The sequence below is a fragment of the Streptomyces rishiriensis genome, from assembly GCF_003112535.1.
Classification (GTDB): Bacteria; Actinomycetota; Actinomycetes; order Streptomycetales; family Streptomycetaceae; genus Streptomyces; species Streptomyces rishiriensis.
Map to the genome: position 1 here is coordinate 199,231 of NZ_BEWA01000003.1, position 20,474 is coordinate 219,704.

The following is a 20,474-nucleotide window of genomic DNA, read 5'->3' on the forward strand; positions in this document are numbered from 1 at the left end:
TGTGAGGGGGGTGGGTCAGTCCTCGCCGAGGTAGGCCTTGCGGACGGACTCGTCGTGGAGGAGGTCCTGGCCGGTGCCGGAGAGGACGATCTTGCCGATCTCCATGACGTGGCCGTGGTCGGCGAGCGAGAGGGCGGCCTGGGCGTTCTGCTCGATGAGCAGGATGGTCATGCCCTGGGACTTCAGCTCGGCGATGGTGGCCATGATCTTCTGCATCATGATGGGGGAGAGGCCCATGGAGGGCTCGTCCAGCATGAGGAGTTTGGGCTGGGACATGAGGGCGCGGCCCATGGCGAGCATTTGCTGTTCGCCGCCGGAGAGGGTTCCTGCGGCCTGCTTGCGGCGTTCTCCCAGGATGGGGAAGAGGTCGTAGGCGCGCTGGATGTCCTTTTCGATGCCTGCCTTGTCGGAGCGCAGGAATGCTCCGAGCTGGAGGTTTTCGGCGATCGTCAGCCGGGGGAAGATATGGCGTCCCTCGGGGGAGTGGGCGAGGCCGAGGGCGACGATCTTGTGTGCGGGGATGCCGCTGAGGGGTTTGCCGTCGAAGAGGACGCGGCCTGCGGCGGGCTTGAGGAGCCCGGAGAGGGTGCGCAGGGTGGTGGTTTTGCCGGCGCCGTTGGTGCCGATCAGGGTGACGATCTGTCCGGCTTCGACAGAGAAGGAGATGCCCTTGACGGCTTCGATCTTGCCGTAGGCGACCTTGAGGTCTTCGACCTCGAGCAGCGCGGTCACTGGGCGGTTCCTTCCTTGCTGGTGGCGCTCTCCGCGTCGTCGCCGGCGGTGGCTTCCGCCGCTTCGACTTCGGCGAGTTCTTCGGCGCCGGGGGAGCCTTCGAACGGGGTGCCGAGGTAGGCGGCGATGACGCGTTCGTCGGCCTGGACCACCTCGGCGGGGCCTTCGACGATCTTCTCGCCCTGGACGAGCACGGCGACGCGGTCGCAGAGGTTCATGATGAACCGGATGTCGTGCTCGATGACGAGGACGGCGATGCCCTGGTCGCGGATGGCGAAGATGAGTTCTTCGGTGGCGCGGGTTTCCTGGGGGTTCATGCCTGCGGTGGGCTCGTCGAGGAGCAGCAGGCCGGGTTCGCTGGCGAGTGCGCGGGCGATTTCGAGCTTGCGCTGTTCGCCGTAGGGGAGGTTGCGGGAGAGGTGGTCGGCTTTGTGTGCGAGGCCGATGAACTCCAGCAGTTCCATGGCGCGTTCGCGTGAGGCGGTTTCCGCCTTGCGGAAGCCGGGGCCGCGCAGGAGGGCGGACCAGAGTCCTTCTTTTGTCCTCGTGTGGCGGCCGACGAGCACGTTTTCCAGGACGGTCATGTTGGCGAAGAGCCGGATGTTCTGGAAGGTGCGGGCGATGCCGGCGCTGGTGACGAGGTGGGGTTTGGGCGGGAGGACTTTGCCCTTGTAGGAGACCTTGCCTTCGGTGGGGACGTAGAGGCCCGTGAGGCAGTTGAAGAAGGTGGTCTTGCCGGCGCCGTTGGGGCCGATGAGGCCGACGATCTCGCCGGTGTTGACGGTGAGGTCGACGTCGCGGACGGCGGTGAGGCCTCCGAAGCGCATGATGACGCCGCGGGCTTCGAGGACGGGGCTGGTGCTTGTGGTGGTGGTCATGTGGGTTACGCCCCTGCCTTGGTGACGCCGACGGTGGAGGCGGGCAGGCCTTGTTCGGGGATGTCGAGCTGGTCTGTTTCGTGGAATTCGAGTTGGCGTCGGCGGTTGGCGATGATGCCTTCGGGACGGAAGCGCATGAGGATGACGAGGGCGACGCCGAAGGCGAAGAGTTGGTACTCCTTCAGGAAGCCGAGCTTCTCGGGGAGGAGGTAGAGCAGGGTGGCGCCGAGGATGGGTCCGTTGACCGTGCCCATGCCGCCGAGGACGACTGCGGCGAGCAGGAAGGCGGAGTTGGGCGGTACGGAGCCGGCGAACTGGTAAGGGGCCGGGTTGACGCTGTAGCCGACGTGGGCGCTGACGGTGCCGGCGAGGCCGGCGAGGGAGGCGCCGAGGGCGAAGGCGATGAGTTTGACCCGGAAGCCGTTGATGCCCATGGCGGTCGCGGCGGTCTCGTCTTCGCGGATGGCGATCCAGGAGCGGCCGATGCGGGAGTCGGCGGCGCGGTTGAAGACGACGACGACGATGCCGGTGATGATGAGCATCAGCAGGAAGTAGTTCGCGAAGCGGCCGAGGGTGATCGAGCCGATGTCGTGTGCGTTCCCGAAGTTGAACCCGAAGATGTCGAGGTCCGGGATCATCGAGATGCCGTTGGGGCCGTTGGTCAGGTTCGGGCCGGAGGATCCGTCGAGGTTGTTGACGGAGATGCGGAAGATCTCTCCGAAGCCGAGGGTGACGATGGCGAGGTAGTCGCCGCGCAGGCGGAGGGTGGGGGCGCCGATGAGGACGCCGAAGACGAGGGAGGCGGCCATGCCGGTGAGCATGGCGGCCCAGAAGGGGAACTGGACGCCGGAGAAGCGGGAGAACTCGGAGCCGGAGACGAGGGCCGCGGCGTAGGCGCCGACGCCGAGGAAGGCGACGTAACCGAGGTCGAGGAGTCCGGTGAGGCCGACGACGATGTTCAGGCCGAGGGCGACGGTGGCGACGACGAGGATGTTCACGCCGAGGTTGGCGTTGTGCTCGTTGTTCTCGACGAAGGGGAAGACCGCTGCGGCGAGGAACGCCATGGAGGTGGCGAATCCCTTGTGGCGGGCGTTGAGTTCGGCGAACCGGTCGAAGAGTCCGGCGGACTGGAGTGCCCAGGTGCCGAGGACGACGAGCAGCAGGTAGCCGATGAAGGTCTCGCTGGCGTCCGGGTCGACGCCGATGCCGTAGGTGAAGACGATCAGTGCGACGGCGGTGGCGCCGGTGATGACGAGGCGCTCGGCCCAGCCGGGGATCTGCTGGGCGGCGGGGATGCGGTCGGGCTTGCTGACCCAGTCCTTGAAGGTGTCGCCGGGGCTGGGGAGGGCGAGGGCGCCGACGAGGGCGATGAGGGAGCCGAGGGCGGCGATGTAGGCGCCGGGGTCGAGGGCGACCAGGCCCTTGAGGTCGACGGCGATGGCGATGGCGCTGAACCAGCTGACGGCGAACGCGGAGGCGGCGGCGAGGGCGACGGGCGCGGTGGCGCCTGCCGGGTTGAGCCAGCGCAGGCCGCGGACGTCGAAGAGGGTGAGCGCGAAGAGCAGGGTGAGCGCACCGGCGACGAGGTCGAGGATCTGCAGGCCGGCCGGGGAGCCGTAGTAGGTGAGGTCCCCGGGGAAGTCGGCCGTGTAGGTCCACGACATGAACGTGCTGGCGATGGTGGCGACGGCGCCGACGGCGATCAGGCTGCGCGCGGCGGTCTGGGGGAGTGCGATCAGGCCGCGTGCGGGGGCGGTGATCTCGGCGGTGTTGTCGGTGGTTGCCATGGTGTTCACGCCCTGTCCGCGACGCGTTCGCCGACCAGGCCTTGTGGCCTGAACAGCAGTACGAGGATGAGGAGGACGAAGGCCCAGACGGAGGACCAGCCGCCGCCGCCGAGCTGCTGCATGCCGGGGATGCCGTCGATGTAAGAGGTGGCCATGGTTTCGGCGAGGCCGAGGACGAGGCCGCCGATCATGGCGCCGTAGATGTTGCCGATGCCGCCGAGGACGGCTGCGGTGAAGGCCTTGAGGCCCATCTGGAAGCCCATGTTGTACTGGATCGAGCCGTAGCGCAGGCCGTAGGAGACGGCGGCGACGGCGGCGAAGAAGCCGCCGATGGCGAAGGCGATCACGATGATCTTGTTGGTGTCGATGCCCATGAGCTGGGCGGTGTCAGGGTCCTGGGCAGTGGCCTGCATGGCACGGCCGGTGCGGGACATGCTGACGAAGAGTGCGAGGGCCGCCATGCAGAGGGGGGCGGCGACGATGACGAAGAGGGATCCGCTGCTGATGCTGATGGACCCGAGGTGCCAGGGTCCGGCCTCGATCTGGGGGAAGTTGCGGTCCGTCTTGGCGTCCGGGTACCAGTTGAAGACGGCTTGCTGGAGTGCCAGGGAGAGGCCGATGGCGGTGATGAGGGGTGCCAGGCGTGGCGCGCCGCGCAGTGGTCGGTAGGCGAACCGTTCCGCCCCGACAGCGATGAGGACGGCGACGAGTCCGCCGCCGATGAGCATGGCGGGGAGGGCTATCCACATGGATGTGCCGTCGGGCAGGACGTACAGGTAGACCGTGAGGGCTCCGAAGCCTCCGGTCATGAAGATCTCGCCGTGGGCGAAGTTGATGAGCTGGACGATGCCGTACACCATCGTGTAGCCGATGGCGATCAGCCCGTACATCGAGCCGAGGAACAGCCCGTTGGCCAGCTGCTGCGGCAGGGTGTTCACCGCATGGCCTCCATGTGGGTGTGGAAGTGAAGGGGGGGGCATGAGCGGGCCGCGCGGTGACGTGTGGTCTTGGCCGCGCGGCCCAGGGGTCTAGCTAGCGGCGGAGTGGCGTCAGCCGTTGAACGTGCCGCTCTTGACGGCCTTCCACTTGCCGTCGACGACCTGGTAGACGGTGAGCTGCTTGTTGGTGGTGTCGCCGTACTCGTCGAACGAGACGGGGCCGGCGATGCCGTCGAACTTGGTCTTCTGGACTTCGTCCACGATCTTGGCGCGGGCGCCGTCGGGGATCTTGCCGTCCTTCACGACGTTGGCGATCGCCTTGATGATGGCGGTGGCGGCGTCGTAGGAGTAGCCGCCGTAGGTGCCGTAGTCGCCCTTGAGGCCGGAGGCCTTGTACTTCTTGATGAAGTCCGCCGCGGAGGGCAGGGAGTCGACGGGCTGGCCGACGGAGGTGACCAGGTCGCCTTCGGAGGTCTTGCCGGCGGTCTGGATGTAGGTGTCGCTGAACATGCCGTCGCCGCCGAACAGCGGGACCTTGACGCCGCCGTCCTTGAGCTGCTTGGTGAGCTTCTCGGACTCGTCGTACTGGCCGCCGTAGTAGACGAGGTCGGCCTTGGAGTTCTTGATCTTGGTGACGAGGGCGGAGAAGTCGGTGTCGCCGGTGTTGACGTGGTCTTCGCCCGCGACCTTGCCGCCGCTCTTGGTGAAGCCGGCCTTGAAGAGCTTGGCCAGGCCCGCGCCGTAGGTCTGCTTGTCGTCGACGACGAAGACGTTCTTCTTCTTCAGCGTGGTGGACGCGTACTCGGCGGCGAAGCCGCCCTGGAGGGCGTCGGTGGTGGCGGTGCGGAAGTACGTCTTGAACGGGCGGGTCTTCGACGTCTGCCAGTTCTTGCCCTGGGTGAGTTCGGGGGCCGTGTTCGAGGGCGAGATCTGGACGAGGTTGGCAGTGGCGAAGACCTGCTGCATCTGGGTGGCGACACCCGAGTTCAGCGGGCCGACGACGCCGAGCACCTTGTCGTTGTTGACGAGCGCGGTGGCGTTCTGCTGGCCGCTGGCCGGGATGGCCTTGTCGTCGAGCGCCTGGACCTTGAAGGTCACGCCGGGAACGGTGTTGTTCTTGTTGGCGTCGTCGACGGCGATCTGGACGCCGCCCTGGATGCCGAGTCCGGTGGCCGAGTTCTGACCGGTGAGCGGAGCGTCAACGCCGATGATGATCTCGGTCTTCCCGCCGCTGTCACCGCCCTTGTTGTCGTCGCGCGAACCGCAGGCGGTGAGGGTGAGCGCTCCCGCGGACAGCGCGGCGGTGATTGCGATGATCGAACGTTGACGCACGAATCAGGTTCCTTTCCCTGGCACGGCGGTCCCCCCTGGAACGCGCCGAGTCGAGCGCTGGGCCGAATTGACTTCCAAACCGGTGGCGCGGTGACTGGGCGTGACTCTAAGCGGGTGAAGGGAACGTGGAGGAGGGTCTGACGAAGGCTGTGACGCTCTTGTTATGACACGAGGTAATGCAGAGCGGTACTTGGCGGGTGGAACAGCTGAATGTGGGGTGATTCGTCCTGTCCACATGGTGAGAATGCGCAGGACGGCTCGGAGTGAGGTCAGGCGTCTCGGGCTTTTTGGTGGTGACGTTAAATCGTTGCTGCAGGCGACCTGTAGGGCTGCGGAGAGGTCGCGGGCGAAGCGGGGACCCAGGGGAAAGCGGCGAAGCCGTATTGCATGCGCATTACGTAGAGTTACGCCTACGAAAGCAAGTCCGGTATTTCTCGGCGGTTTTCTGTATTCCGTCACGTGCGGGGTGAGGACGATCTTGCGGGCGGCGCCCTTCCTCGTCCGGAACGGCGCTCGCGGGGCCGAGGTCGGTGCGAGGCCCGCGCCGGGCGGGGCAGCGTCGCCACGGTGACCGGCGGGCCCGACCGCACGCCGGGCAGCACCTCGAAGGCGATGGTGCGCGGGCGGGTGCCGGGCGGAACAGCGATCTCGCCGACGTGGCTCACGTCCACCGTCTGGGCGGTGAACGGCAGTTCGGCCCTCGTGGACCGGGCGGCGGGTGCGGAAGCCCCGGGGGTGTGCGGGAGGCGGTCGCGGGTGCCTGCGCCTTCGCCCGGCTCGACCGGGCCGATGCCGTTCACCGCCGGAGGCCCCGCACAGGCCCGCCGGGGCGGCACGGCTCGACGCGGCCTCCGCGGGCCTGACGGTGCGCGGCCTCCGGGGGGCCTGACGGTGCGCCAACTCGCTGGCCGCCGGTGTCTCTTGTGGACCGAGCGGCCGTGCCGTCGCTCTCGCCCCCCGGGCGCTCGCCGTCGTCATGCCTGTGACGCTAGGCCGCCGGGGCGGCGCCGGGCAACGGGTGGCGCCGCACGGGGTGCCTCAGCTCCCGGCGGCGGAGGCGTCGCGCAGCAGACAGGTGAGCCGGGCGGTGCACACGCGCCGTCCCTCCTCGTCGCTGATGACGATCTCGTACGTGGCGGTGGAGCGCCCCCGGTGCACGGGCGTGGCGACGCCGGTCACCAGGCCGGAGCGGGCGCCGCGGTGGTGGGTGCAGTTCAGGTCGACGCCGACGGCGATCTTGGTGCTGCCGCCGTGCAGCATCGAGCCGACCGAGCCGAGGGTCTCGGCCAGGACCGCGGAGGCGCCGCCGTGGAGCAGGCCGTAGGGCTGGGTGTTGCCCTCGACGGGCATGGTGCCCACGACGCGGTCCGCGGACGCCTCGACGATCTCCACGCCCATCCGGGAGCCGAGGTGCCCGGCGGAGAACAGGGCGGCGATGTCGATGCCGAGGGCGGCGTACTCGTCGATGACCTCTTGCGGGAACTTCACGTGCTGCTGCTCGCCCATCGGGCCCGGCTCCGTTCGTCGATCACATCCGGCGTCACTGAGCAAACGCTCGGTCGGTGCCCGATTGTTCCAGACGGACCACGACGGACTTGCTGGCCGGGGTGTTGCTGGTGTCGGCGGTGGCGTCCAGCGGAACCAGCACGTTGGTCTCCGGGTAGTAGGCGGCGGCGCAGCCCCGGGTGGTCGGGTAGAGCACGACCCGGAAGCCGGGCGCCCGCCGCTCCACGCCGTCCTTCCACTCGCTCACCAGGTCCACGTACGCGCCCTCGGCGAACCCGAGGGCGCGCGCGTCCTCGGCGTTGACCAGGACGACCCGGCGGCCGTTCCTGATGCCGCGGTAACGGTCGTCGAGACCGTAGATCGTGGTGTTGTACTGGTCGTGCGAGCGCAGCGTCTGCAGCAGCAGGCGGCCCTCGGGCAGCTTCGGGTACTCGACCGGCGCGGCGGTGAAGTTGGCCTTGCCGGTGGCCGTGGGGAAGCGCCGCTCGTCGCGCGGGGCGTGCGGCAGGGTGAAGCCGGCGGGGCGGCCGTCGGAGCCGGTCACGCGCGCGTTGAAGTCCTCGAAGCCGGGGATCACCCGCGCGATGCGGTCGCGGATCGTCGCGTAGTCCTTCTCGAACTCCTCCCACGGCGTCGCGCTGTTCTCGCCCAGCACCCGGCGGGCCAGCCGGCACACGATGGCCGGCTCGGACAGCAGGTGCGCGCTCGCGGGCGCGAGACGGCCCCGGGAGGCGTGCACCATGCCCATGGAGTCCTCGACGGTCACGAACTGCTCGCCGCCGCCCTGCAGGTCGCGCTCGGTGCGCCCGAGGGTGGGCAGGATCAGGGCGCGCGCACCGGTGACGACGTGCGAGCGGTTCAGCTTGGTCGACACGTGCACGGTCAGCCGGGCGCGCCGCATGGCCGCCTCGGTGACGTCGGTGTCGGGGGAGGCCGACACGAAGTTGCCGCCCATGGCGAAGAACAGCTTCGCCTCGCCGTCGCGCAGCGCGCGGATGGCGCGTACCACGTCGAAGCCGTGCGCGCGGGGCGGGGCGAACCCGAACTCCTTCTCCAGGGCGTCCAGGAAGGCCGGCGCGGGCCGCTCGAATATGCCCATGGTGCGGTCGCCCTGCACGTTGGAGTGACCGCGCACCGGGCACACGCCCGCGCCCGGGCGGCCGATGTTCCCGCGCAGCAGGAGGAAGTTGACGACCTCGCGGATGGTGGGCACGGAGTGCTTGTGCTGGGTGAGGCCCATGGCCCAGCAGACGATGGTGCGCCGCGAGGCGAGCACCATGCGCAGGGCTTCCTCGATCTGCGCGCGGGTGAGACCGGTCGCGGTGAGCGTCTCGTCCCAGTCGGCGGCCCGCGCCGTCTGGGCGAACTCCTCGAAGCCGTGGGTGTGTTCGGCGATGAACGCCTCGTCGAGCGCGCCCTCGGTCTCCAGGACGAGCTTGTTGAGGAGACGGAAGAGCGCCTGGTCGCCGCCGATGCGGATCTGCAGGAAGAGATCGGTGAGCGCGGCGCCCTTGACCATGCCCTGCGGGGTCTGCGGGTTCTTGAAGCGCTCCAGGCCCGCCTCGGGCAGCGGATTGACGCTGATGATCTTCGCGCCGCCCGCCTTGGCCTTCTCCAGGGCGGAGAGCATGCGCGGGTGGTTGGTGCCCGGGTTCTGACCGGCGACGATGATCAGGTCGGCCTGGTAGAGGTCCTCCAGCAGGACGCTGCCCTTGCCGATGCCGATGGTCTCCGAGAGGGCCGAGCCGGAGGACTCGTGGCACATGTTGGAGCAGTCCGGCAGGTTGTTCGTGCCGAGTTCGCGGGCGAACAGCTGGTAGAGGAACGCCGCCTCGTTGCTGGTGCGGCCCGAGGTGTAGAAGACGGCCTCGTCGGGGGAGACGAGGGCGGCCGTCTCCTCGGCGATGATGTCGAAGGCGCGCTCCCAGGTGACCGGCTCGTAGCGCTCGCCGCCTTCGGGCAGGTACATGGGGTGGGTGAGCCGGCCCTGCTGACCCAGCCAGTAGCCGCTGCGGCCGGCGAGGTCGGCGACGGAGTGCGCGGCGAAGAACTCGGGGGTGACCCGCCGCAGGGTCGCCTCCTCGGCGACCGCCTTCGCGCCGTTCTCGCAGAACTCCGCGGCGTGCCGGTGCTCGGGCTCGGGCCACGCGCAGCCCGGGCAGTCGAAGCCGTCCTTCTGGTTGACGCGCAGCAGCGTCAGGGCGGTGCGCTTCACGCCCATCTGCTGCCTGGCCATGCGCAGGGAGTGCCCGACGGCCGGCAGGCCCGCCGCGGCGTGCTGGGGCTCGGCGACCCGCGGCGCGTCCTGGACCGGATCAGCTTTGGGCGGCTTCGATGCCATCGCGCGCTCTCCTTCGACCTGCCGTGCGGGCCGGGGCCTTGTGTGCCGTGTGTGCCGTCTGACGGGCGTGACGCACGTCCTGCCGTGCGCGTTGCCACAGGGATCCTCGCACGCGCGGCCGACAAGGATCCCGTGTGGTACTGGTCACCTTCACGGCCACGGCCACGGCCACGGGCAAGAGCGGGGGCGGGGGCAGGGGCGGGGGCGGAGACAGAGGCCGCGTGCGCGGGGAGCCGAGGGTGCGCGCTCGCGGCGCGGGCAGGGCTCGGGCGGGGCGCGCGAGCACAGGGTGTGCGGGCCAGCGGAGTCGGCCGGAGCCGAGTGTCAGTGGGGCGTGGCAGGATCGGGGGCGTGGCAGAGACAGCAGCGAAGAAGACCGACACCCCCACCGGCGCAAGCCGCCCGCGCCTGATGCTCATGGACGGGCACTCGCTGGCGTACCGCGCGTTCTTCGCGCTGCCCGCGGAGAACTTCACCACCGCGACGGGCCAGCCGACGAACGCGATCTACGGCTTCGCGTCCATGCTCGCCAACACGTTGCGTGACGAGTCGCCCACGCACTTCGCGGTCGCCTTCGACGTCTCCCGCAAGACGTGGCGCTCGGAGGAGTTCACCGAGTACAAGGCCAACCGCTCCAAGACGCCCGACGAGTTCAAGGGCCAGGTCGAGCTGATCGGCGAGCTCCTCGACGCGATGCACGTCTCCCGGTTCGCGGTGGACGGCTTCGAGGCCGACGACGTCATCGCCACGCTCGCCACCCAGGCCGAGGCCGCCGGCTTCGAGGTCCTGATCGTCACCGGCGACCGCGACTCCTTCCAGCTGGTCTCCGAGCACACCACGGTCCTGTACCCCACGAAGGGCGTCTCGGAGCTGACCCGGTTCACCCCGGAGAAGGTCTTCGAGAAGTACGCGTTGACGCCCGCCCAGTACCCCGACTTCGCGGCGCTGCGCGGCGACCCCTCCGACAATCTGCCCGGCATCCCCGGCGTCGGCGAGAAGACGGCCGCGAAGTGGATCAACCAGTTCGGTTCGTTCGCGGAACTCGTCGAGCGCGTCGAGGAGGTCAAGGGCAAGGCCGGGCAGAACCTGCGCGACCACCTGGAGGCCGTCAAGCTCAACCGTCGCCTCACCGAGATGGTCCGGGACGTCGCACTGCCCAAGGCGGTCGCCGAACTGGAGCGCGCCCCCTACGACCGCACCGCCGTCGCGATGGTCCTCGACACCCTGGAGATCAGGAACCCCTCCCTGCGCGAGCGGCTGTTCGCCGTCGACCCCGGCGGCGAGGAGGCCGAAGCCACCCCAGTGATCACCGCCGGCGTGGAGCTGGACGGCACGGTGCTGGGCACGGGCGGGCTGGCCGGCTGGCTCGCCGAGCACGGCACGCAGACCCTGGGCGTGGCCACCGTCGACACCTGGGCGCTGGGCGCGGGCTCGGTCGCCGAGGTCGCGCTCGCCGCGGCCGGCGGAGCCGCCGCCTGGTTCGACCCGACCGAGCTGGACGAGACCGACGAGAGCGCGTGGGCGGCCTGGCTCGCCGCCGGGGAACGCCCCAAGGTCCTGCACGACGCCAAGGGCGCCATGCGCGTGTTCGCCGAGCACGGCTGGTCGGTCGCCGGCGTCCTCATGGACACCGCGCTCGCCGCCTACCTGGTCAAGCCCGGCCGCCGCTCCTTCGACCTGGACGCGCTGTCCCTGGAGTACCTGGGCCGCGAACTGGCCCCCGCCGCGACGGCCGACGGCCAGCTCGCCTTCGGCGCCGACGACGGCGCGGAGGCCGAGGCCCTCATGGTGCAGGCGCGCACGATCGTCGACCTCGGGGAGGCCTTCCGCGGTCGGCTGGAGGAAGTCGGCGCGACCGACCTGCTGCGCGACATGGAACTGCCCACCTCCGTCCTCCTGGCCCGTATGGAGCGCCATGGCATCGCGGCCGACCGCGCCCATCTGGAGGCCATGGAGCAGATGTTCGCCGGCGCCGTCCAGCAGGCCGTGAAGGAGGCGCACGCCGCGGCCGGGCACGAGTTCAACCTGGGCTCCCCCAAGCAGCTCCAGGAAGTCCTCTTCGGCGAGCTGGGCCTGCCGAAGACGAAGAAGACCAAGACCGGCTACACCACCGACGCCGACGCCCTGGCCTGGCTGGCCGGCCAGACGGACAACGAGCTGCCGGTCGTCATGCTCCGCCACCGCGAGCAGGCGAAGCTGCGCGTCACGGTCGAGGGTCTGATCAAGACGATCGCCGCCGACGGCCGCATCCACACCACCTTCAACCAGACGGTCGCCGCCACCGGCCGGCTGTCCTCCACGGACCCCAACCTGCAGAACATCCCCGTCCGCACCGACGAGGGCCGCGCCATCCGCCGCGGCTTCGTCGTCGGCGAGGGCTTCGAGTCGCTGATGACGGCCGACTACAGCCAGATCGAGCTGCGGGTGATGGCCCACCTCTCGGAGGACGCCGGTCTCATCGAGGCGTTCACCTCCGGCGAGGACCTGCACACCACTGCCGCCTCCCAGGTGTTCGGCGTCGAGCCCGGCGCGGTGGACGCGGAGATGCGCCGCAAGATCAAGGCCATGTCCTACGGCCTGGCGTACGGGCTGTCGGCGTTCGGCCTGTCCCAGCAGCTGAACATCGACGCGGGCGAGGCCCGTGCCCTGATGGACGCCTACTTCGAGCGCTTCGGCGGCGTACGGGACTACCTGCGGCGCGCCGTCGACGAGGCACGCGCGACGGGCTACACCGCGACCCTGTTCGGCCGCCGCCGCTATCTGCCCGACCTCAACAGCGACAACCGTCAGCGCCGTGAGGCGGCCGAGCGCATGGCTCTCAACGCGCCCATCCAGGGCACCGCGGCCGACATCGTCAAGATCGCCATGCTCAAGGTGGACGACGCACTGCGCGCGGCGGGCCTCACCTCGCGCATGCTGCTCCAGGTCCACGACGAAATCGTCCTGGAGATCGCCCCCGGTGAGCGGGTGGCCGTCGAGGAACTCGTCCGCCGCGAGATGGCCGGCGCCGTCCACCTCAGGGCCCCGCTGGACGTCTCGGTGGGCGCGGGCGCGGACTGGGAGTCGGCCGCGCACTAGCCCGCGCCGGCCGGGCAGCCGGGCAGCCGTCACGGCCCCGGCTGCGCGGGGAGACGGCGTGGGGGCCCTGTCCGCACGGACAGGGCCCCCACGCTCTCCACCCCTTCACTCCGCCCCGTCTCGCCTTTCGGCCCCGTGGGCGAAGCCGCCGCCCGTGGCGACGTCCTTCGTCACCGCCGGTCATCCCCCGAAGGGCCCTCACCCGCGTGGCCGTCGAGAACAGGCCCTCGGCCGTCGCCGACCGCCAGGATGCGCCCATGGGTATACGCATGCTTCACCGCCGCAAGGCCCACGCACGCGTTCACGCCACGGCCGTCGCCGGCACCCGGGCGGAACCCGGCACAGCGCCCTGGAGGCGTCCACGCCCCGCCCTCGCGCCCCGCGCCGCCACCGCCCAAGTCCCGAGCACGCCCGCCACGGCCTTGCACACGGCCGCGAGGATCCTGCGCACGGCCGCCGCGCGCGTGCGCCGCCCGGACCCGGCCCGACCGGTCCCCGCGCGGCTGCTCCCGCTCGTCCTGCGGACGCTGCCGCGGGGCGACGCCCTGCGGCTGTGGGCCGCGGTGGTGCACGGCCGGCCGGCGCTCGCACTCGGCTTCCTCGGCCGGCTCCTCAGGCTCCTCAGGCTGCGCAGGGTCCGCAGGGTCCGCCGCATCCCCGTCCTCGTCGCGACCGCGCCACCCGTCACGGACCGCCCGGACCGCCCCGCCGCACACTGACCGCACCCGTCTCCGCGGCCTCGCCCGCCTGCGCAGCCTCGCCCGCCTGCGCAGCCGCGCCCGCCTGCGCAGCCGCGCCCGTCTCCGCATCCGGCCGTTCGGGATGCCCGCGCCGGGCGGCCGGCCGCCACCGCCGCACGCCGGCCGCGTACAGCAGCAGGCCCAGCACCAGCCCCGCGCCCGCACCGAAGCACAGCGTCGGAATGAGCTCCCACGGCTTCGCCTCGCGCGCCCCCCAGTAGTCCCACCACCGGGTCGCCCGCCGCACGGCTGCGACCAGCGCACACCCGACGATCAGCGCGCCCGCCCACCACCGGTCCCGCGCCGAGAGCACCGGGACCCCCGCCGGTTCGGCGTCGGGCGCCCGGCGCAGCGCGTACGTGACGCACGCGGCGATGACGACCGCGGCCACGGCCGAACCCCCGTACTGCAGGTACCAGTACAGCGGCGAGCCGGCGATCTGCTCGCCGAGGACGGGAAACAGACGCATGCCCCAGCGGTCGAGGTGCGTGAAGGCGTCCCACACCACGTGCGTCAGCGCGCCCAGCGCCGCGGAGACGTACCACCGAAGGAGGAGCGGGGGCCGCACCCGCGCGCGTGGCGTCCCGCAGCGGGTCAGGGCGGCCACCCGGCCCTGCCGTCCGCGCGGCAGCAGCGCCACCAGCGGCTCGCGCACCAGCAGCCAGAGCATCACCAGCGCCCAGGCGACACCCACGTCGACCGTGAACACACCGGCGAAGGAGTGCGTGACGTCGCCGAACTCCATGGCCCCCGGCCGGACACTCGCCGCGTAGTAGGTCATGTCCGGAGCGAACGACCCCGCCACCAGGGCGGCCGGCACCAGCCGCCCGCGGCCGGATCCGTCGGCGCGCACGGCGGGCAGCACGGCCGCGGCATGACTCAGCGTGAACGGCAACGGTGCTCCCGGGGGCGGACGTCGAGGGCCCGAGCGGCCCGGCGGTCGACGACGTCCAGTATGCGGGGCAGGGTTCCCGGCCAACGGCGCGTGACCGGCCGGTGAAAACGACGCTCGAACGGGTGCCGGTCCAAAAGAAGTTGTCGTAGGGTCGCCTGGGTCGCCGCGGCTCGAACGTGTCGAACAAAAGAATAAAAAGCAGGGCAAAGCCCTTGCGAGTGCAACCCTCGCGGCGGGTAGACCGTCCCACCAGTGGCAACGGCAACCGGCAACGGCAACCGGCAACGGCCACCAGGCAGGACAGCGGCACCAAGGCACTTGAGCCACCAGGGCGCCAGGGCACCAGGGCGCCAAGGTGCCAAGGCGGCACGAGCAGCACGGCGGCAGGGTAACCGGGGCGTCCGGGCACCGGGCGGCGCGGCGACGACAACGGCACAACAGTGCAGGCGAAGACGGACGTTCGGCGTCCACGGGAGGGTTTCACTTCATGTCGGCGCATTTCGGCACGAGACTGCGCAAGGGAGCGGTCAACACGACCGTGGCCGCACTGGCCGTCGCGGCTCTGGCCGCGTCCCAGGCACCGGACGTCACGGCCGACGGCCAGGGCAGACAGACCGCCGCCGACACCCCCTCGTCCGCCGACGCGGGCACCGGCACCGCCGACAGCGCCACCGGCAACTCGCCGTACTACACGGACCTGCCGCCGCTGAAGAGCCCCGCCCCGGCCCCGACCGCCGGCTCGCCCACCGTCCCGGCTGCCGCCGGCACCGCCGAGGCCGGCATCCCCGCGACCGTCCTCGACGCCTACAAGAAGGCCGAGGCGGCGCTCGCGCAGTCCAAGCCGGGCTGCAACATGCCCTGGCAGCTCCTCGCCGCCATCGGCAAGGTCGAGTCGGGCCAGGCGGGCGGCGGCAACGTCACCGCCGACGGCACGACGATCACGCCGATCCTCGGGCCGGTCCTCAACGGCGTCGGCTTCGCCGACATCAAGGACACCGACCACGGCTCCTACGACGGCGACAGCATCCACGACCGCGCCGTGGGTCCCATGCAGTTCATCCCCTCCACCTGGGCGTGGGCGGGACGCGACGGCAACGGCGACGGCAAGAAAGACCCCAACAACGTCTACGACGCCGCGCTCGCCGCCGGCCACTACCTGTGCCGCTACGACTGGGACATGGCCACCACGGCCGGCATGCGCAGCGCGATCCTCAGCTACAACAACTCGACGGACTACCTCAACACCGTCCTGTCGTGGCTGGAGTACTACCGCAAGGGCACGCACGAGATCCCGAACGGCACCGGCAGCGTGCCCGCCAACCGCAGCGACGACTACCCGAGCACGCCCACCTGGCCGTCCGCCCCGTCGACGCCCGCCAAGCCCGGCAGCCCGTCGACGCCCGCCAAGCCGACGACGCCGAGCAAGCCGCCGGCCCCGCCCAAGCCGCCGGCCCCCACGCCTCCCACGCCCGGCAAGCCCACCCCGCCGGCGCCCACGCCGACCGACACGGTCGACCACCTGGAGGACGCGGGCACGGCGAGCCTCACCGCCATGGCGGGCCACGCCTACACCCAGCGGATCAGCGCCCGGGCGGAGACCGCGGCCGGCAAGGCCGTCGCCAAGGTCAGGATCCGCTTCACCATCGTCGGCGACACCGACGCCGTCTTCACCGGCGGCGAGAACGTCGCCGTGGTCGCCACCGACAGCAAGGGCGTCGCCCTCGCGCCGGCGCTCACGGCGGGCGAGAAGACCGGCGACTTCACCGTCCGCGCCACGCTCTTCGGCCGCACGATCTCCGCCCTCGACTACCGGGCCACCGTCACCGCCCGCGCCGCCGACGCCCTCGCCCGCACCGGCGACACCGCGCTCACCTGCGTCGTCGGCGGCGAGTTCGCCGACCAGGTCGAGGTCAAGGCCACCTACAAGGGCGCCGTCGCGGACAAGGTCGCGGCAACCGCCACCCTGATCAGGTCGGCCGACGACGCGACAGTGAACGACAAGGGCCCCTACTTCAAGGACGCCGCCGGCAACGCCGTGCGCGCCCTCGACCTCCAGACGGACGCGAAGGGCCTGCTGCACCTGCCCAAGCTGTACGCGGACGACACGGCTGGAACGTACCTGCTGCGCATCACCACCGAGGGCGGCGCGACCCTCACCGTGGAACTGACCGTCACGGCCGCCGCGACCACCTCCCCGAGCCCGGCGCCCAGCGAGTCGCCGTCCACGGATCCCACCCCGTAACTCCCGGCCGGCACCCCCCTTCCACACCATCACGACGGCGCCCCCGCGAACGCGGGGGCGCCGTCGTCGTGTGCGACGTGTTCTCATCTCGCGCGCCCGTTGCTACGGTGCCGCACCTGACGACCTGTCAGTTGCGCTGCGGGATCCCCTGGCCGGTTCCGGCAGCCGATTCCGTCGCCGTCGCGCAGGGAGGCCCGATGCGCGCCCTCATCGCCGCCGCGACCGGTCTCGCCGTCGCGCTCGCCCTCGTCCTCACGCTCACCGCACTGGGCGCGCCCACCGGCAAGACCTCCCCGAAACCACTGCTGACGACCGTCCCCGCCCACCCCTGACCGCCCCGCCCGCCCCTGACCGTCCCCGCCCGCCGGCACCGTCCGCGAAGGAGGCCGAGATGCGCCGCACCGCCGGCCTGGTCCTGCTCGCCCTCGCCGTGTTCTTCGCGGCGCTCGCCCCGCTGCTGCGCTGGTATGCCTACCCGCGCCTGGCCAAGATCCCGGCCGACGAGTACCAGACGATGGTCCTGCAGGCGAAGAACGCCACCCTCCTCGACTACGGCACCATGACCGCCCGCACGGTCCACCAGGTCACCATCGTGCAGACCCTCAAGGGCGATGTGCAGGCCTCCGAGAACATCGAGAAGACCGCGGGCCGGGACGTCGTCGTCTGGGACGGACTGTCCTACGTCCAGGGACCCGACGGCAAGATGGTCTCCAAGGTCCCCGAGCGCTACATCTTCGACGCCCACACACAAGAACCCGTCCACGCCACCGGCGAGATGGTCGACGGCGACCCGGTCCGCCGCACGGGCATCGAGTTCAAGTGGCCCTTCCTCACCCAGAAGCGGGACTACGAGTACTTCGACGCCCAGACCCGCACCACCGCCCCCATCCACTACCGGGGCGCCCGCGACTTCCGCGGCCTGAAGGTCTACTACTTCGAACAGACCGTCCCGTGGACCGAAGTCCCCATGCCCAAGACGATGCCCGTCCAGGGCATCACCCCCCAGACCGTCGCCAAGACCGGCACCACCCGCTGGTACACCACCGTCCGCAGGTTCTGGGTCGAACCCGTCACCGGAGCACCCGTCTACGGCGAGGAGATCCACCGGGAGGAACTGCGCGGCGGCACCCTCCTCGGCGGCCGCGCCAAGGTCACGGCATTCGCCGGGCACGTGAAGATGCGCGAGGACTACATCGAGCACACCGTGGCCCTGGTCAAGTCCAACCGCACCCTCATCCTGCTCCTGACCTCCTACCTGCCCTGGGGCTCCCTCCTGCTCGGCGTTCTGCTCATGTCCCTCTCCCTCCTCCTGGAGGCGCGCTCCCGCCGCCCACGCCACCCGGCCCCCGCCGAACCGGCCGAACCCCGGTCCGTCACCGCCTGAGCCGCGCGTTGGTGTACCGCGTCGCCTCCGCGCCCGCCGGATCCTCCGGCCACGGATGCTTCGGATACCGGCCCCGCAACTCCGCCCGCACCGCCCGGTAGCCCTCCCGCCAGAACGACGCGAGATCGGACGTCACGGCCGCGGGCCGTCCGGCCGGGGACAGCAGATGCACGACCAGCGGCGCCCCCGCCACCCGCGGCGACTCCTGCAGCCCGAACATCTCCTGCAGCTTCACCGCCAGCACCGGACGCCGCGGATCGGCGTAGTCGATCCGGATCCTGGATCCGCTCGGCACGGTGATCCGCTCCGGCGCCAGCTCGTCCAGCCGGCCCGCCTCGCCGGACGCCCACGGCAACAGCCGCCCCAGTGCCTGCCCGGCGTCGATCCGCCCCAGATCGGCCCGCCGCCGGGCCCGGCTCAACTCCGGCTCCAGCCATTCGTCCACGCGCGCGTGCAGTGACGCGTCGCCCACGTCCGGCCACGGATCCCCCACCCGCAGCCGCACGAACGCGATCCGCTGCCGCAGGGCGTCCGCCTCGGGCGACCACCGCAGCAGCCGCAGCCCCTCCTGGCGAAGCCCCTCCACGAGCGCACCGCGCACGAGCGAGGCGTCGGCGTCCCGCAGCGGACGCACCGCCAGCTCCACCGCCCCCAACCGCTCGACCCGCCGCGCCACCACGTCGCCGTCGGCCCAGTGCACCTCGTCCCGCTCCCGGAGCAGCGCACCCGCCGCGAGCCGGGCCACCCCCTCGTCCACGACTGCCGCGAGCTGCACACGCGCGTGCACCTGACCGACAGGCCGGTCGGCCACCGCCACCGCCAACCAGGGCGCCCCCCGCAGCCCGGTGCCCCGGCCGGCCTCGGCACGGGTCCCGGACACCATGAGATACGAGCCGCCGTCGGCCCTGGCGAGCCGCTCAGGAAACGCGAGAGCGACCACGAGCCCCACGAGACCCTCCACATCCCCCTCCGCCACCGAAGAGAGCGGGCCGGGCGGCCGGGAGACGTCCTGGGCGACGACGGCCCGCAGCCGCCGCACCTCGGCCCGCCACCGCCCGGAATACGCGTCACCCCCACGCCGGGCGGCGCGCAACGCGGCGGCCAGATCGTCCCCGTACTCCCGCGGAGCCTCCTCGCTCAGCAGCGCCACCACCTCGGCGGCCCGCTCCGCCCCCACCGCCTCCGCCCCGTCCAGCAGCGCCCGCCCCAGCCGCGGGTGCAGCCCCAGCCGGGCCAGCCGCACCCCGCGCCCGGTGGCCGCGCCGGACGCGTCCACCGCGCCGATCGCCGTCAGCAACTCCCGGGCCGCCGCCATGGCCCCGGCAGGCGGCCGGTCCAGCAACGCCAGCCCCGCCGCCTGCGGATCGCCCCAGCAGGCCGCCTGAAGAGCGAACGAGGCGAGATCGGCCACCTTGATCTCCGGCGCCGGAAACAGCGGCAGCCGCGCGTCCTCCGCCTGCGTCCAGCACCGGTACACCGCCCCCGGCGCCTCACGCCCGGCCCGCCCCGCCCGCTGCCGGCCCGCAGCCCGCGAGGCCCGCACGGTCGCCAGCGCGCTCAGCCCACGCGCGTGGTCCACCCGCGGCTCCCGCGCCAGCCCCGAGTCCACGACCACCCGCACCCCGGGCACCGTCAACGACGACTCCGCCACGGACGACGCGAGCACCACCCGACGCCGCGCCCCCGGCGCCAGCACCGCGTCCTGCACGGCCGCCGGCGCCCGTCCGTGCACCTGGAGCACGTCCACCCCGTCCGGCGCCCCGAGCAGCCCGGCGACCCGCGCGATCTCCCCGACACCCGGCAGGAAGCACAGGACGTCCCCCGAGCGCTCCGCCAGCGCCCGCCGCACCACCGACGCCACATGCGACAGCAACGCCGGGTCCACCCGCATCCCGTGCGGCGGCCGCACCGCGCCCGCCGGCGGCGCCCAGACCACCTCGACGTCGAAGGCGGCGCCGTGCGCCTCCACCACCGGCGCCCCGCCCAGCAGCCCCGCCCACCCGGCCGTGTCGGTCGTCGCCGAGGCGGCCACCAGCCGCAGCTCGGGCCGCAGCGTCTCGCGCACGTCCCACAGGAACGCGGCCGACGTGTCCGCGTCCAGGTGCCGCTCGTGGCACTCGTCCAGCATCACCACGTCCACACCCGTGAGCTCCTGGTCACGCTGAAGACGCTGCAGCAGCACACCGGTCGTGACGACCTCCACACGCGTGCGCCGCCCCACGACCCGCTCACCGCGGACCGTGTACCCGACGGACTCCCCGGTCCGCTCGCCCAGCAGCCACGCCATCCGCCGGGCCGCCGCCCGCGCCGCGATCCGCCGCGGCTCGGCCACCACCACCCGCCGAGCCGGCCCCTCGCCCAGCAGCCCGGCCAGGGCGAGCGGCACCAGCGTCGTCTTGCCCGTGCCGGGCGGCGCGGCGAGCACGACGGCCCCGTGCCCGTCCAGGGCGTCGTTCACGGAGGGCAGGGCGGCCCGCACGGGCAGCGCGTCCAGGGCGTCGTCACGGAGGCTCACGCCCCCAGTGTCGTACGAGGCCGGACACACGCCCCACGCGCGGGCGCCACCGGGAACGGCCCGACGTCCGGCGCCGCCGCGTCCCGGTCAGCCCCGCTCGGTCCCG

Annotated in this window: 14 protein-coding genes; 5 read left to right on the plus strand and 9 right to left on the minus strand. The window is 71.7% G+C overall.

Translation table 11 applies throughout. The annotated features are described in order from the left end of the window. Positions 1-15 precede the first annotated feature (15 nt). The 7 genes from Sri02f_RS05755 to Sri02f_RS05790 form a co-directional block, all read right to left on the minus strand. The gene (locus Sri02f_RS05755; RefSeq protein WP_108999976.1) at positions 16-732 is read right to left on the minus strand and encodes an ABC transporter ATP-binding protein; all 717 of its coding nucleotides are present in this window, start codon (positions 730-732) and stop codon (positions 16-18) included. Further along, positions 729-1,610 (minus strand): ABC transporter ATP-binding protein, encoded by an 882-nt coding sequence (locus Sri02f_RS05760; RefSeq protein ID WP_108999977.1) that lies wholly within the window; start codon positions 1,608-1,610, stop codon positions 729-731. The genes Sri02f_RS05755 and Sri02f_RS05760 overlap by 4 nt, the downstream gene beginning before the upstream one ends. Before the next feature lie 5 nt (positions 1,611-1,615). Further along, a complete protein-coding gene (locus Sri02f_RS05765) occupies positions 1,616-3,397 on the minus strand; it encodes a branched-chain amino acid ABC transporter permease (protein ID WP_109000200.1) in 1,782 nt (593 codons plus the stop codon). Between the two features lie 5 nt (positions 3,398-3,402). After that, positions 3,403-4,335 carry a branched-chain amino acid ABC transporter permease gene (locus Sri02f_RS05770; protein ID WP_108999978.1) on the minus strand — a complete coding sequence of 311 codons (933 nt, stop codon included), beginning with the start codon at positions 4,333-4,335 and terminating at the stop codon, positions 3,403-3,405. A gap of 111 nt (positions 4,336-4,446) precedes the next feature. After that, positions 4,447-5,667, minus strand: a complete 1,221-nt coding sequence (locus Sri02f_RS05775; protein WP_174855588.1) for a branched-chain amino acid ABC transporter substrate-binding protein — start codon at positions 5,665-5,667, stop codon at positions 4,447-4,449. A 1,038-nt stretch (positions 5,668-6,705) separates the two neighbouring features. Next, on the minus strand, positions 6,706-7,173 hold the full coding sequence (locus Sri02f_RS05785; RefSeq protein WP_108999980.1) for a PaaI family thioesterase: 468 nt from the start codon (positions 7,171-7,173) through the stop codon (positions 6,706-6,708). Positions 7,174-7,207: 34 nt separating this feature from the next. Beyond that, positions 7,208-9,514, minus strand: a complete 2,307-nt coding sequence (locus Sri02f_RS05790) for an FdhF/YdeP family oxidoreductase (RefSeq protein ID WP_108999981.1) — start codon at positions 9,512-9,514, stop codon at positions 7,208-7,210. Between the two features lie 351 nt (positions 9,515-9,865). On the opposite strand from Sri02f_RS05790, the gene polA reads away from it, so the two are divergent. Both polA and Sri02f_RS41085 read left to right on the plus strand, forming a co-directional pair. After that, a complete protein-coding gene (gene polA / locus Sri02f_RS05795) occupies positions 9,866-12,592 on the plus strand; it encodes a DNA polymerase I (RefSeq protein WP_108999982.1) in 2,727 nt (908 codons plus the stop codon). Between the two features lie 257 nt (positions 12,593-12,849). Beyond that, positions 12,850-13,311, plus strand: a complete 462-nt coding sequence (locus tag Sri02f_RS41085; RefSeq protein WP_159106667.1) for a hypothetical protein — start codon at positions 12,850-12,852, stop codon at positions 13,309-13,311. On the opposite strand, the gene Sri02f_RS05805 is transcribed toward Sri02f_RS41085, so the two are convergent. After that, positions 13,277-14,227 carry a DUF4184 family protein gene (locus Sri02f_RS05805; protein WP_108999984.1) on the minus strand — a complete coding sequence of 317 codons (951 nt, stop codon included), beginning with the start codon at positions 14,225-14,227 and terminating at the stop codon, positions 13,277-13,279. The genes Sri02f_RS41085 and Sri02f_RS05805 overlap by 35 nt on opposite strands. Positions 14,228-14,714: 487 nt before the next feature. On the opposite strand from Sri02f_RS05805, the gene Sri02f_RS05810 reads away from it, so the two are divergent. The 3 genes from Sri02f_RS05810 to pgfA all read left to right on the plus strand — a co-directional run bounded on the left by Sri02f_RS05810 (position 14,715) and on the right by pgfA (position 17,853). Beyond that, complete coding sequence (locus Sri02f_RS05810; protein ID WP_108999985.1) at positions 14,715-16,469, plus strand: lytic transglycosylase domain-containing protein; 1,755 nt, start codon at positions 14,715-14,717, stop codon at positions 16,467-16,469. A 197-nt stretch (positions 16,470-16,666) separates the two neighbouring features. Beyond that, complete coding sequence (locus Sri02f_RS05815) at positions 16,667-16,801, plus strand: SPW_0924 family protein (RefSeq protein ID WP_108999986.1); 135 nt, start codon at positions 16,667-16,669, stop codon at positions 16,799-16,801. A 59-nt stretch (positions 16,802-16,860) separates the two neighbouring features. Continuing rightward, the gene (pgfA, locus tag Sri02f_RS05820) at positions 16,861-17,853 is read left to right on the plus strand and encodes a cell envelope lipid trafficking protein PgfA (RefSeq protein WP_108999987.1); all 993 of its coding nucleotides are present in this window, start codon (positions 16,861-16,863) and stop codon (positions 17,851-17,853) included. Here pgfA and hrpB read toward each other — a convergent pair. Continuing rightward, the gene (gene hrpB / locus Sri02f_RS05825) at positions 17,843-20,368 is read right to left on the minus strand and encodes an ATP-dependent helicase HrpB (protein ID WP_108999988.1); all 2,526 of its coding nucleotides are present in this window, start codon (positions 20,366-20,368) and stop codon (positions 17,843-17,845) included. The genes pgfA and hrpB overlap by 11 nt on opposite strands. Positions 20,369-20,474: the final 106 nt, after the last annotated feature.